The organism is Streptomyces sp. NPDC086077, from assembly GCF_040686175.1.
Taxonomy (GTDB): domain Bacteria; phylum Actinomycetota; class Actinomycetes; order Streptomycetales; family Streptomycetaceae; genus Streptomyces.
Genome location: NZ_JBFBJT010000183.1, coordinates 1 through 12,577 on the forward strand (window position 1 = coordinate 1; position 12,577 = coordinate 12,577).

The 12,577-nt window shown below is 72.3% G+C and carries 12 protein-coding genes and 1 pseudogene; 1 reads left to right on the forward strand and 12 read right to left on the reverse strand.

Going from position 1 to position 12,577, the window contains the following annotated elements:
• Nucleotides 1-149: 149 nt before the first annotated feature.
• From AB0O67_RS33025 to AB0O67_RS33035, 3 genes are read right to left on the reverse strand one after another with little or no spacing between them, the layout of a single operon-like run.
• The gene (locus AB0O67_RS33025) at nucleotides 150-467 is read right to left on the reverse strand and encodes a hypothetical protein (protein WP_365458305.1); all 318 of its coding nucleotides are present in this window, start codon (nucleotides 465-467) and stop codon (nucleotides 150-152) included.
• Nucleotides 464-952: a hypothetical protein gene (locus AB0O67_RS33030; protein WP_365458307.1), complete on the reverse strand. Its 489-nt coding sequence runs from the start codon at nucleotides 950-952 to the stop codon at nucleotides 464-466. Before AB0O67_RS33030 ends, AB0O67_RS33025 begins: the two co-directional genes overlap by 4 nt.
• Entirely contained in the window at nucleotides 949-1,383 is a 435-nt protein-coding gene (locus AB0O67_RS33035; protein WP_365458310.1) for an ATP-binding protein, read from the reverse strand. The genes AB0O67_RS33030 and AB0O67_RS33035 overlap by 4 nt, the downstream gene beginning before the upstream one ends.
• 127 nt (nucleotides 1,384-1,510) lie before the next feature.
• On the opposite strand from AB0O67_RS33035, the gene AB0O67_RS33040 reads away from it, so the two are divergent.
• A complete protein-coding gene (locus tag AB0O67_RS33040) occupies nucleotides 1,511-2,863 on the forward strand; it encodes a transcriptional regulator (protein WP_365458313.1) in 1,353 nt (450 codons plus the stop codon).
• Between the two features lie 65 nt (nucleotides 2,864-2,928).
• Here AB0O67_RS33040 and AB0O67_RS33045 read toward each other — a convergent pair whose 3' ends face one another.
• The 9 genes and pseudogenes from AB0O67_RS33045 to AB0O67_RS33085 all read right to left on the reverse strand — a co-directional run.
• Nucleotides 2,929-3,201, reverse strand: a complete 273-nt coding sequence (locus AB0O67_RS33045) for a hypothetical protein (RefSeq protein ID WP_365458337.1) — start codon at nucleotides 3,199-3,201, stop codon at nucleotides 2,929-2,931.
• A gap of 56 nt (nucleotides 3,202-3,257) precedes the next feature.
• Entirely contained in the window at nucleotides 3,258-3,518 is a 261-nt protein-coding gene (locus AB0O67_RS33050; protein ID WP_365458316.1) for a hypothetical protein, read from the reverse strand.
• Between the two features lie 110 nt (nucleotides 3,519-3,628).
• Nucleotides 3,629-4,687, reverse strand: coding sequence for a peptidoglycan-binding protein (locus AB0O67_RS33055; protein WP_365458319.1), 1,059 nt, complete (start codon nucleotides 4,685-4,687; stop codon nucleotides 3,629-3,631).
• A gap of 75 nt (nucleotides 4,688-4,762) precedes the next feature.
• Nucleotides 4,763-6,415: a hypothetical protein gene (locus AB0O67_RS33060; RefSeq protein ID WP_365458322.1), complete on the reverse strand. Its 1,653-nt coding sequence runs from the start codon at nucleotides 6,413-6,415 to the stop codon at nucleotides 4,763-4,765.
• A 2-nt stretch (nucleotides 6,416-6,417) separates the two neighbouring features.
• The gene (locus AB0O67_RS33065) at nucleotides 6,418-7,239 is read right to left on the reverse strand and encodes a hypothetical protein (RefSeq protein ID WP_365458325.1); all 822 of its coding nucleotides are present in this window, start codon (nucleotides 7,237-7,239) and stop codon (nucleotides 6,418-6,420) included.
• Nucleotides 7,239-8,348, reverse strand: a complete 1,110-nt coding sequence (locus tag AB0O67_RS33070) for a hypothetical protein (protein ID WP_365458328.1) — start codon at nucleotides 8,346-8,348, stop codon at nucleotides 7,239-7,241. The genes AB0O67_RS33065 and AB0O67_RS33070 overlap by 1 nt, the downstream gene beginning before the upstream one ends.
• A 12-nt stretch (nucleotides 8,349-8,360) precedes the next feature.
• Nucleotides 8,361-9,359 (reverse strand): hypothetical protein, encoded by a 999-nt coding sequence (locus AB0O67_RS33075; RefSeq protein ID WP_365458331.1) that lies wholly within the window; start codon nucleotides 9,357-9,359, stop codon nucleotides 8,361-8,363.
• Nucleotides 9,360-9,372: 13 nt separating this feature from the next.
• A complete protein-coding gene (locus tag AB0O67_RS33080; RefSeq protein ID WP_365458334.1) occupies nucleotides 9,373-10,707 on the reverse strand; it encodes a hypothetical protein in 1,335 nt (444 codons plus the stop codon).
• A 2-nt stretch (nucleotides 10,708-10,709) separates the two neighbouring features.
• Nucleotides 10,710-12,577: pseudogene (locus AB0O67_RS33085) on the reverse strand (hypothetical protein); the annotation flags it as partial.

Genomic DNA, 12,577 nt, shown 5'->3' on the forward strand with positions numbered 1-12,577 from the left:
CTCACGGTAGGTACCGGGGCCGTTCCACGTGGCCCACCGCGCCGCACGGGGGATGACGGCGGCGGCGGGCCCTTCCCTCCCCTACCGGTGTCGCGACGGGGGAGAGGCGGACAGGGCGCGCGCGTCGGCGCGGGCGCGCGCCCAGTAGCTCACAACAGGCGGGCGAGCGAGGGCGGCATGAACAGGTCCCGCGCCCGGTGCTGCGCCCACACGAGGGCGGCGTCGCCGTCGTCCCGGCGGGCGTACTCCCGGCACAGCTCGCAGTCGTCGAGGTGCTGCGGGGGGACGTCGCCGGGGTGATCCGCGGCGACGTGCCGGGCGACCTGTAGTTGTTCCCAGAAACACCCCTCGGGGTCGTCCCAGAAACGGGCGAGCCGCAGCAGGTACCGCGCGCAGTCGCGGCACGCCCACATGAACGGCGGCGGCACGGGGCGTTCGTCGACCTCGCCTATGTCCTCGAACATCATCGCGCCTGGAGGGTCGTCGCGCCCATGTAGGCGCGGTTCGTGGCGACGACACGTTCGAGGTACTGCTCGACGGCGTCCGGGCCCGCGCCGGGCGGGATGGGGTCGAGGCCGACCGTCACGCATGCGTGGCCGCCGGCGGTGACGTGCCTACGCCAGTTGGCGCCGACGCCCGGTAGGCGCATCAGGAACCTGGGGTGCCCATAGTCGAGAGCGACTAAGGGCCCCCGCAGCAGCAGGCGCGGGCCGACGATTGGCACCCGCTCGGCGGCCGGCCGTAAGCGCATGGCGTCGACCATGCCCATCAGGCCGGCCGCGACGGTCTCGGCCGTCTCGCCGGGGCGCCGTGGGGGTGCGTGACCGATCAGGACGTAAGCGATCGGGGGTGCGAGGCCGCCGGCGCGCACCCACGTCGACACGGTGCACCCGGCGGCGAAGCCGGGGCCGGGCACGGCCCGGAACGACAGGACGGGGTCGGTCGCGGTCATCGCTTCACCTCTGCCCATACGGCTTTCCCGAACGGCCGGTCGTCGGTGCCCCACCGCACCGCGAGTTCGTCGACGATGTGCAGGCCGCGCCCGCGGGCCCGCTCCCCCGACTCGTTCCGCATCTGCGGGCGCGCGCGTCGGGGGTCGTGCACCTCGACGCGCACGCGCTCGGGCGTCGTCAGCACGGCGACGAGTAGCGAGTCTTCAGGTTCGGTGCCGTATCTGTAGGCGTTCGTGACCAGTTCGGAGACGATCAGTAAGACGTCGTCGAGGCGGTCGTCGTCGAGTGGTTCGTCGTCGTGCGCCAGGAGGTCACGCACGTACGCTCGGGCCCGCGCCGGCGTCTCCAAGCTCTTGGGGAACATGGCTTGCGCTGGGGGCCCGCTGGGCGGCGTACAGCAGGGCGCCGCGACCTGCTGAGGTTCGTTCATGCCGTACCCCTGTCACGAGCGGATGAGTTTCGTCGTCCAGGCAACACCTGTCACGAAACGGGGGGTACCGTCGTGGGGGGTGTCGGAAGGTGTCGCTTTCGTCGCCCACGGTCGCGGAGGTGCGGGGATGAACTCACCGAATGAGCAACTGGGGTACTGGCTTGGGCGCTCCGGGATGAGCCGTAAGGAGCTTGCCCGGCGCGTGCAATCGAAGGCGCAGGAGTGGGGGCAACCGAACGTCGCGCCGAACGCAACACGCGTCCGGTGTTGGTTGGAAGGCGAAACGCCCCGTCAGCCTGTCCCCGACATTCTCGCCGGCGTCTTCTCGGATCACTTCGGGTGGCGCATCACGACGTACGACCTCGGCCTCGGCGAGGGTGGTTCGGCCGAGGCTGCGCTCACCTATGACCCCTCGTTCGCGGCTACCGTGGAGGTAGTTGCCGACCTGGGGAGAGCTGACGTGGATCGACGGAAGTTCCTTGCAGCCGCGCCGTTCGCGGCTGTGGCCGGTGTCGGTCCCTCGCGGGACTGGCTACTCAACACCCTTGACCAGGAACCGGAACCGGGCCCGCGCGTGCGCCTCGAAGACGTGCTCTCGGTGAAGAACATGTTCGCGTCGTTCCAACGGATGGACGTGCTACAGGGCGGCGGGTCCGGGCGCCTGGTGCTCGCCGAGTACATGAACCACCACGTCTACCCGCTGTTGCGGCGGTCGCACGACGACACGGTGCGACGCGCGTTGTGCGAGGCCGCGGCAGAACAGACCTACCTACTCGGCTGGATGGCGTACGACAACGGCGAGCACTCCGTCGCCCAGCGGTACCTAATCCAGTCGCTACGCCTCGCCGAGGAATCGCAGAACGCCCCCCTTGGCGCGCACGTCCTCGCGGGCATGGCCGATCAGGCGACGCTACTCGGCAACCCGGCCGAGGGCCGGCGCCTCGCACAGGCGGGCCGACAGGGGTTGTCGAGGGCGACGTCGCCGGCGTGCCTCGCCGACCTGTGGTGCCTGGAAGCGCGGGCGCTCGCCCTGCTCGACGACAAGGTCGCCGCGGCCCGCGCGGTGGTGCAGTCGGAACGGGCGTACGAGCGGGCCGACCTGGCGGAAGAACCGGACTGGGCGGCGTTCATCGACCCTGCGTACCTGCACGGGGAGCACGCGAACACGATGCGGGACCTAGGCGACGCTGCGGCGGCCGAGGAACACGCGCGCCGGTCCATCGAGCACGCGGAGAAGCAGAACCGGGCCCGGCGCGGTGCCATGTCGCAAGCGGCGCTCGCCGTGTCCCACCTGCAACGGGGCGACCTCGACGCGGCGCACTCGGCGGGCGTGCGGACGCTGCGGCTGGCGGGACAGGTGAAGTCCTCGCGGGCGGTCGAGGCCGTGCAGGATCTACAGCGTCGGATGCGGCCGTTCGGCAGCGACCGCCTGGTCGCCGACTTCAACGAACGGGCGCGCGATCTGGTCGCCGCGGCGTAGGGCGCGGGCACGACGAAACGCCCCCCGCTACGGCCGTAGGTGGCCGTGCGGGGGGCGTTGGTGTCTCAGGACGTGGCGAACTGCCACAGGGACAGGGCGAGGCCGCACAGGGCGACCAGGGCGGCGACGGACGGGAGCGGCCACCGGGCGCGTTCGAGGTCGGCGAGCCTGGTGTCGTTGCGCTTCTGGCGTTCGGTCTCCCCCTTTTCCAGTGCGTCGACGGCGGCGGCGAGCTGGTCGACGCGCGCGGCCTCCTGGGCGATGCGCTGGTCGGCCTGGTCGTGCCGTTGGGTGAGCAGGGCCAACGATCCGTTGACGGTGGCGAACCCCTCGGCCATCGTGCCGCGCAACTCGGCGAGGGCGACGGCGATTGCTGCCGTGTCGGTCGGTTCGGTCACTGGGCGGGGCCTCCGTCGTCGTCGACCAGGCCGAGGCCGAACCGGTCGAGGATCTGCTCGACGACGGGCGAGGCCATGATGCGCGCGACGACGCCAGCGGCGCCCGCGGCTGTGGCGGCGGCGGCGACGGCCCACGGTGCGGCGGCGGCGAGCGCGGTCGAGTCGGCGACGACCGCGGCGAGGGCGGGCACGACGGCGACGACGGCGGCGAACGTCTGGAGTGCCGTACGGACGGCGCGGCGGTTCTTCGGGCTCATGGGGGGTGGGTCCTCTCTACGGTGGGGCCCGCCCGGTGCGGTGCAAAACCTCGAGTTTTATCGTCACTGTGACGCGAAAACTCGAGCATCGGCCGGGCGGGCGAGGGGGGTCATGCGAACAGGCGGCGCCACGTCTCCGGGCCGGGGTAACCGTCCGCGTCGGCGCCGGTCCATCCCTGGGCGCGCTGGTAGGCGCGGGTCGCGTTGCGGTCGGCGTCCGACCAGGACGGCCCGGGGCCGACGCGGTAGTAACGGCCGTATCCCTTGGCGACCAGGGCCTCGCCGAGGCGGGTCACGTAGGCGTTGCGCTTGCCGGGGCCGAACTTGTCGCGGCCGGGGAACGGCGGCGCGGCCTTGGCGGGCGCCTTGCCGGGGAGGGTGCCGAGCAGGCGCCGCAGCGACGTTTCTCCGGGCACGCCGTCGGCGTCGGCCCCGGTGTAGCCGAGGCTGCGCTGATAGGCCGCGTACGCCTCGGTGTCGGCGTCGGTCCACTCCGGGCCGGGGCCGACCTCGTAGGCGTCGCCGAACCCCTTGGCGACCAGGGCCTCGCCGACGCGGGTCACGTGGTCGCCGTGCGCCCCGTAGCCGTAGGACAGGCCGTTGATCGTGACGCGGTAGCGGGCGGGCGTGCCGCCGGACGGCGCGGTGCCGTCGGCGGGCGGGGTGTACCCCTTGGCCGGCATGCCGGACCGGACCCACGCGTAAAGGATCTCGCCGGGGCACTGGGTCGCGATGCCGTCGCGGTGCCCCTTCTTGGCGAGGGTGCGGCCGGCGCGGCGGCACGCCTCGTCGTACAGGGCGCGGCACGCGGCGAGGGCGGCCTCGCTCGGCTCCTGGTCGCCGCCGACGGCGATCTGTACGCCGAGGCCGGACACGTTGTGTCCGGGGCAGTGCGCGCCCTGGCGACCCCACCCGCGGCCCTCGTAGATGTTGCCGGCCTGGTCGACGACGAAGTGATAGCCGATGCCAGACCAGCCCTGGGCGAGGTGCTGCGCCTCGATGGCGCGGGGGATGGCGTAGCCGGTGGCCTTGATGTGGTGCGCTCCGTCGTAGTGGACGAAGAACTCAGTAAGGCGGGTGACGCTGAGCTGTGCCGGGCCGTCGCTGCGCGGGTCGTTGTCCCACGGCTTGGCGCCCCACGTGGCGCGGCTGATGATCGTGACGGACATGGGGAGGTCTCCAGACATGAAGAAACGCCCGGCGCGGTGCGCTCGGGCGTGCGGGATGGTGTGGCCGGTGGGGCGTCAGACCATGGCGAGCGCCATGATCGCGGGGTCGAGGCCGACCTCGCCGGTCGACTGGTCGACGGTGGTCGGCAGTGAGGTTCGGGCGTCGAGGCACCACGCGCGCTGAAATGCCGTGCCCAGGAAGAAGTTCGCGGGCGCGCTGGGCGACTCGTTCTGAATGTGCATGTAGTAGAAATCCGTCGCGCTGCCGGCGCTCATGAGGAATGCGGCCCAGTAGCGGCCGGGCTGGAGCGTCGCCGTGGCGGTGAGCGGCACGGGCACGGCTCCGATGTGGTTGTTGACGGCGCCCGGCGCGGTGCCGGTGAGCTGTCCGGCGGCGGGCAGGCTCGACACCAGGCCGGACGTGGCGACGCGTGATCCTGCCTCGCTGTAGATGCCGGCATAGAACCGGGCGGCGGGCACGGCGGACGATCCGGCCCACCCACGGGCGAAGATCACAACCCTGTTGACCTGTGTCGGCTCGGTGATGTTGATACCGGCGAAGTAGATCCGCTGCACGACGGCGGCTTTGGTCGTCGTCGGGTTGGTGACGTGCGCGGGGTCGCACGACCAGGCGGTGAAACCGAGTGCCTGCGGGGTCCACATGTTCCGGCCGGTGGCCGTGGGCATCTGCGCGATGGGCACGCGGGCCGAGGCGTCGAGGCTGGCGACGCCGTTCGCTGCGCCCCGCGTGGTGGTGGCGAGGGCGCCCACCTGGGCGGCTGTGTAGGTCGGGCGCTGGCCGGACGCGAGGACGCCGTCGGTTCCGAGCGTGGCGACGCCGGACGCGGCGCCCTTCTCCGTCGTGGCGACGGCCCCGACGTCGGCGGCGACCAGGGCGACGTTCCCGGACGCGTCCGGCGACTTGCCGTTGACGGTGGAGACGGCGCCCCCGCCCGTGCCGTCGGGGAGCTGGGCGGCGGGTACCTTGCCGGTCGCGTCGAGCTGGGCGACGCCCCCGGGCGTGCCCGGCGCGGTGTCCGGCACGGCGTTGACGGCGGCGGCGTCGAGGACGACGTCGGCGGCGCTGATGCCGTTGACGGACTGCACGACGCCCGGGGCGCCGGCCTCGCCCTGGTCGCCCTTGTCACCCTGGGGGCCGACCAGGGATGCGAGCCACTGCTCGCGGGTGCCGACGTAGCCGGCCGCGACGGCGACCTCGTACGCGTCGTCGCCGGTCGGGCCGGTGGCGCCCTGCTCGCCCTGGTCGCCCTTGACGCCCTGGGGGCCGATCAGGGACGCGAGCCACTGCTCGACCGTGCCGACGAAACCGTTCTCGACGGCGACCTCGTACGCGGAGTCGCCGCGTACGGCGACGTAGTTCGGTGTCGAGGGGTCCGTCGGCGCGATGTCGGCGAGGTCGACCTCGGGCGTCTCGGCCGGTAGCAACACCTGATAGACGCGGTTCAGCGCGACGCCGGCGAGCTGTTCGGCGACGGTGTACGACCAGTCGGTCGGGTTCATGTTGGGCGCGTCGGTGGCCGGTAGGGCGACCTCGAACGCCCCCGTCGCGTCGAGTGCGACGGTCACGGGCCCGCCGAGGATCACGTCGGCCTCGCCGAACGTGAGCATGGACGGGGCCCGGAAGACGACTTGCCCGGCGAGCGGGCGGCCGTCGGGGGTGAGGAATCGGCCGGTCACCCGAACCGTGGGGATGCCTTCGGGGAGCATGCTCACACCTCCTCGGCCGGGGTGGCGGTGATGCCCTGCGTGGTCGCCGTGCCGGCGGCGCGAACGGGCGGGTCGGGCGCCTCGTCGGCGTTGAACGTGTTCCGGGTGTAGGCGCGGTACAGGCGCGTGATGACGTTCTGTCCGTTGGTCTTGGCGCGGTGGCTGACGTCCCACGTCACCCATTGCAGGAAGTCGACGCCGTCGAGGGGTGCGGTGATGGCGCGGCCGGTCCACGTGTTCGGCGCGGCGTCGTACTCGGCGAGGGTGCGCGTGGTGCCGCCGGACGGCGTCGCGGTGATCTTCACCTGTGCGCCCCCGGCGGGGGCGAGGGTGTGCACCTCAATGACGGCGACGGCGTTGTGCGCCGGGCTGTTGCCCCACCATGCGGTGTTGTAGGCGCTGCCGTTGTACGTCTGGTGCTCGGTCGGGTACAGGCCAATGGGTATCCACGGGCGGCCGAGGAACTGGTCGGAAAACGCGTCGTCCATCACGATCACGTTCGGCTCGACCTCGTCGCGGTTCCACATGCGGACCATCTGACGGGCGCCGGTCTGGTTGTACTCGTCGCCGACGGTCAGTGCGGACGTGCCGCCGACGGAACGGGCCATGCCGACGGCCCAATCGCCCTCGGAGTCCTGGCCGGTCATGAAGACGCGGTTACCGTTCTCGGCCTCGCAGATCAGGCGCCCGCCCTCGCCGATCCGAACGTCGCCGTTCAGAATCTCGTTCAGGGCGGGGCGCATCTGCGCCCGGCCGCGGAGGGTACGCACCTCGCGTTCGAGGGCGGCTACGCGGTCGAGTAGGTCTTGCGGGACGTACGCCATTACTCGGCTACCTCCAGGTACAGCCGGGCCGTTTCGGGGCGGCCTCGCTCGGGCGGGTTGATGGACAGGCCGACAACGCGGTATCGCGCGTCTAGGACGTCGGGGTGCCACAGGTCCCGGATGCGGATACGGACGGTCGCGCCGAGCAGGGCGGGCGACACGTTGTCGCCGAGCAACACCTCGACCTCGGGGATCTGGACAGGCCGGCGGGCGGCGGTCCAGTCCGCGCGCGCGTGCGCGTCGAGGGTGGCCTGTTGCTCGACCGTGGTGTAGTCGGACGATCCGTCGAGGCGTGGCCACCCGGCGGCTATGTCCTCGGCGGCGACCAGGCGCTCGGACATGAGCGGCACACTGTCGACGGCCTGATTTTGGTTGGTGGACGCGCCGCGGCTTTGCCACCCGTTGGCGAGGGCCGACGCGTCGTGCGGCCACGTGTACGTCAGGATGCGGCCGGGGTGGTCGAGCAGGATCTCGGCCGTGCCGGTCCGGATGATCGGGTGTCCCAGGATGAGCCGCTTGACGCGCCGGCCGTTGGTGTCCCGGTAGCTGGCGACGCGCCACTCGAAACCGCGCTCGACGGCGGCGAGCTGGTCGATAAGGTCGCCGATCCACGGGAGGTCGTACCGTGAGAACTCGCGGTCACGGGTGACGCCGGACGGCTCGCCGTCGTAGGTGATGCCCAGGTTCCCGCCGGGCGTCGACTGCGCGTAGTCGATCAGGCCGCGAACTATGTCGAACTGGTCGACTCCCTCGGCGACTTGGGTGTCGAGCAGTAGGCGCCGGTACAGGTAGCTTTCCCACCCTCCGCACTGAATCTGTGCGGTGAGGAATCCGCGGGCGTCCGAGGCGAGGCGCAGCGTCCACAGGATGCCGCCCCACCACACCTCGCGCCCGCGCTCGACCCATACGCCGGTCCGGCCGGGCACCAGTGCGCGCCGGGCCCGCGCGGCGATCTGCGCGTTCGGAACGGGCACGTTGCCGGTGAGCCTGCCGGTCTTGCCGATGAAGTCGTCGAGGCTGACGCCGGTCACGGGCAGGGTGTCGAGGACTTGGTCGGTGCGTAGGTCGGTGAACACGAACCGGTACGGGGACGGTGCGGGGGTCTGCACGGGGCGCCCCCTCTACTGCACGAACGCGGCAGAGATGCGGACGTTGGTGTCCTTCTCGATGCCGGACACGTTGTTACCGCCGGCCCACGACCGAATGGTGATCTTCCCGTCGCCCCCCACGGCGGCGGCGCCGAACCCGTAGCCGTTCGAGCAGAGCGCTTCGAGCAGGACGATCGGGCGCCACCCGGCGGGGAGGGTGGCGACCAGGGTGTCGCCGATGTTGGGGTTCGCGGGGAGGGTCGCGCCGGTCCGGGCGAACATGCCGAGGAACTGCACGACGCCGGCTCGGCGGCGGGCGTCGAAACTGCTCAGCGACCAGCCGGACGCCACGGACAGGCCGCCCGTGATCGTCTCGACGGGGGGCTCGGGCGCCCGGTAGGTCTCCCACGTGGCGTCGGTGGCGTTCCAGCGTTCGAGGACGCCGTCGGCGTCGCGGTACTGGCCGTCGTAGGCGCCGGCGAAGCTGAGTCCCCACCCGGTGGGGATGATCCCGCCGACGGCGGTCGTGTAGCGGCGGCGGTCGGCGAGGGCCGACCCCCAGTCGATACCGCCCACGCCCGCGCTCGCGCCCGCGGGCACGGTGACGTCCCACAGGCGCAGCGAACACGGGGGAAGGGTCGGCGCGGTCGGGGTGGCGGTCGCCTCGCCCTCGACGATCTCGACGCGGGCGAGGGGCTGCTCGCTCTCGTCGAACAGGCCGTCGTACACCCGGAGGATCACGCTGTCGATGCGGGCGAACTGGGCGTTCCCGTCGGTGAAGTTCAGCGTCTCGGGCGCGTCGACGGCGATCGGGTAGGCGCCCTGGGCGGTCGTGCCCTGTACGGCGGCCCGCCCGACGCCGATCTGTAGTTGCATCGCGGCGACGCCGGTCGCGGCGAACGGCTGTCCGCCGGGCACGACGCCGTCGCGGGTGCGTATCTCGCCGTCGGGTGCCCACGTGCCCACGGGGGCGAGTCGGGTGTCTTCTCGTGTCTGCCCCTTGGGCAGGAGCCATGCGGGGCGCACGGTCACGGCGGGTGTCTCCTTACCAGTAGGCGGCGCGGTAGCGCACGACGACGGACGCGGCCGGGTCGGTGCTGCCGGGCGCGGCGCGGAACATGAGGGGCGTCGTCCCGGGCGGGAACGTGAACGTCTGCTCGGGCACGCTGCGGTTGCTCGCGGTGTAGAGGCGCGAGGCGGTGCCGTTGAGCGTCACCGTTCCGGCGAGCGTGTCGACGACCAGGACGTCGCCGGCGGCGAGCGGGAGGTCGTATTCGAGGACGTCGCCGGTCGCGGTGTTCGTCAGGCTCGGCATGGTGACCGGGCCCCGGAACTCGACGACGGGGTGCGTGTCGGCGCTGCCGGGGTTGACGACGGACAGGCGGCCGGTGCTGCCGGGCACGCCGAAGTCGAGCGGCCACGCGAGGACGCCGTCGCCCGTGCTGATCCGCAGCGACGACGTGCCCACGGGCACGGCGGCCGGGAGCGCTGCGGGGAACAGGACGACGGGTTGGGCCCATGCGGCGGTGGCCGGCGCGGTGCCGGTGAGGGATGCGGCGCCCGGGGTGGACGTGTCGTCGGCGACGTGCTGGCCGGTCGCGTCCCACCACCTGAGCGTGATCATGGCGGCCTGCTCGGCGGCGAGCTGTGAGGCGAACGTGACGGTTCGGCCCGGGGTGACGGGCCACCCGTAGTCGCCGTGCGGCGACGCCCACACCAGCTCGGCGGCCTCGGCGAGGGGCTGCACGCTGACGGGGCCGACGCCGTCGCCCGTGATGACGGGGTCGCCGTCGCTCCACCATCGCCACAGCTCGCCGACGCCGGCGGCCTGGTCCTCGACCAACACCTCGACCTCGGCGGACTCCCACGCGAGGCCGGACTCGGACACGGGGAGCGTCGCCGTGGCCATCTGCTCGGCGAGGGCGTAGCGGCGCGGGTCGGTGGCGACGAACTCAAGGGCGCCCCCGACGATCGTTCCGAGGCGGTAGCCGGTCGTCGTGGGGATCGCCCGGCGGGTCGCGCGGGCGTACGTGAGCAGGGGCCCGCGCTCGTCGAGCCACGCCACGAGAGGGATCTCGTCGACGCGCGGCGCGGTGGCGGCCTCCAGCCGGCCGACGACCTCGCCGATCTGCGCGCGTGGGGCGCGCACGACCAGGCCGTCGACGCCGACGGTCCTCGACTGTGCGAACAACAGGCCGGGGTACGCGCCGTGCGCGTCGGCCCGCTGCACGGTGCCGGAATCGAGCGGGGGGAGGTCCCCCCACCCGGTGAGGGTGCGCCACCGGTACGGCGTGCCGGGGCCGAGCAACAGGTCGCCGTACTGGACGTGACCGGGCGCGGTGACCAGGGCGCCGGCGGCGCCCATCGTGGCGACGGTCATGGTCACCCCCTTGCCTTGGCGAGCCATGCCAGCGACTCGGCGTTCTGCTCGGGTGTGCCGTGCTCGGCGGCGTGCCAATGCTCGATCTGCACCAGGGCGCCCCCGGCCGTCGTGCCGAACGGCGAACCGTAGGTGCCGACGGTCGCGCCCGCGGTGGCGAGCTGCGGGGCGGCGGGCGGGGTGACCAGCGACCGCATGGCGCGGTCGACGGCGCCCTGTCCGCCTCGGATGCCCTTGACGACGCCGGCGGGAATCCAGCGACCCACGTCGCGCGCCATGACGCGCGAGGGGCTGGCGATTCCGAGGGCCTTGGCGATCGGGCCGGGGATCAAATCCTTCGCCCACGAAATCAGGGTCGAGCGGAGCCAAGAGCCCATGCTCTTTATCCCGTTCCACAGGCCGCGTACGACGTCCTTACCCTTGCTGACCAGCAGGTTTCCAAGGCTGCCGATCGCGCTGGATATGCGGCCGGGCAGTCCGCGAACCCACGAAATCGCCTCGTTGGCCTTGTTGATCACGGACGTCTTGAAGGACGACAGGGCCGACCGCGCCCGCTCGGCGAGCTGTCCGGCGAGCGGCGACAGGGCGTTGTACGCCTTGCCGGGCAGACCCTTGATCCAGTCGACGGCGGCGGAGATGCCCTTACCGACCCACTCGGCGAGCTTCCCGGCGGCCTCGCCGACCAGCTTCGCCGCGTTCTGGACGGCGGTTTTCGCGAGCTGCCACGCCTTGTCGAAGTCGCCCCGGAGCAGGGCGACGACGGCTTGCAAGATCGGCATGACGACCGTTTCGATCGCCTGCGCGAGGACGCCCGCTAGGACGGTCGCCATCTGGCCGAGCAGGCCGATCAAGGGCGTCAAGATCGGCATGAGCGCGTCGAGCGCGGCCATCAGTAGCTCGCCGATGATCGGCACCAACGGCTCGACCGCGGTGAGGACTTGCGCGAGCGCGTCGCCCAGGGTGATCAGGAGCGGCTGAAGGGCGACCAGTAGCTCGGCGAAGACGGGCAGAACCGCCGCGATCAATTGCCCCAGTATGGGCAGTATGGGCGTTACGGCGTCGAGGAGTAGGCCGAACGTTTCCGCGGCGGCGGCGAGGACGGGGCCCAGCTCGCCGACGATCGGCACCAGGGCCTCGCCGAGTGCCGCGATGAACTTCTCAAGCGGCGGGCCGAGCGACGCGAGCGCGGGGCCCAGCGCGTCGGCCAGACCGGTGACAACCGGTACCAGGGCCTTGGCGACTGCGGCGAGGACGGGCCCGCCGGCCTCGGCGAGCGTGCCGAGCAATTCGCCCAGCGCGGGCAGGATGTCGCCTACCGCGCCGAGCAGGCCGCCGAGTCCTTCGGCGGCGCCCCCGGCGCCGGACGAGACGCCCTCGAAAAACCCGCCGATGCCCTCGCCGACCGAACCGAGGCCGGCCGACAGGGCGTCGATCACGGGGCCCGCAGCCTCGACGGCGGACACCAAGCCGGGCATGGCGCCCTTGGCCAACGCGCCGATCCCGTCGACCAGCGGCTCGACCAGCGGGGCGACGCCCTCGAACAGGGCGCCGATCTGCGGGGCGAGGTCGTCGAAGATCCCCTGTAGCTGTCCGGCCGCGTTCGTGAACGGCTCGACCAGGGGCTCGGCGAGTTCCGCCATGCGCCCCTTGACGTGCTCGCCCAGGTCGGTAAAGGCGCCCTTTACCTGCTCGTTCTCGGCGAGGACTTTCGCGCCGAGGCCGATCACGGCGAGCGGCACGGCGGCGAGGGCGCCCGCGGCGCCGAGGGCGCCGGCGGACAGGAGCTTGGTACTCGTCGCCGCGACGCCGAGCAGGGGAGCGACGCCGGCCAGTCCGCGGCCGGCTTCCTCGGCGCCCCCGCCGACGCCGT

Bases quoted from the DNA above. Each gene is read 5' to 3' on its own strand.
- AB0O67_RS33025 (WP_365458305.1), bottom strand. From the start codon at position 467: ATGATGTTCGAGGACATAGGCGAGGTCGACGAACGCCCCGTGCCGCCG.
- AB0O67_RS33030 (WP_365458307.1), bottom strand. From the start codon at position 952: ATGACCGCGACCGACCCCGTCCTGTCGTTCCGGGCCGTGCCCGGCCCC.
- AB0O67_RS33035 (WP_365458310.1), bottom strand. From the start codon at position 1,383: ATGAACGAACCTCAGCAGGTCGCGGCGCCCTGCTGTACGCCGCCCAGC.
- AB0O67_RS33040 (WP_365458313.1), top strand. From the start codon at position 1,511: ATGAACTCACCGAATGAGCAACTGGGGTACTGGCTTGGGCGCTCCGGG.
- AB0O67_RS33045 (WP_365458337.1), bottom strand. From the start codon at position 3,201: ATGGCCGAGGGGTTCGCCACCGTCAACGGATCGTTGGCCCTGCTCACC.
- AB0O67_RS33050 (WP_365458316.1), bottom strand. From the start codon at position 3,518: ATGAGCCCGAAGAACCGCCGCGCCGTCCGTACGGCACTCCAGACGTTC.
- AB0O67_RS33055 (WP_365458319.1), bottom strand. From the start codon at position 4,687: ATGTCCGTCACGATCATCAGCCGCGCCACGTGGGGCGCCAAGCCGTGG.
- AB0O67_RS33060 (WP_365458322.1), bottom strand. From the start codon at position 6,415: ATGCTCCCCGAAGGCATCCCCACGGTTCGGGTGACCGGCCGATTCCTC.
- AB0O67_RS33065 (WP_365458325.1), bottom strand. From the start codon at position 7,239: ATGGCGTACGTCCCGCAAGACCTACTCGACCGCGTAGCCGCCCTCGAA.
- AB0O67_RS33080 (WP_365458334.1), bottom strand. From the start codon at position 10,707: ATGACCGTCGCCACGATGGGCGCCGCCGGCGCCCTGGTCACCGCGCCC.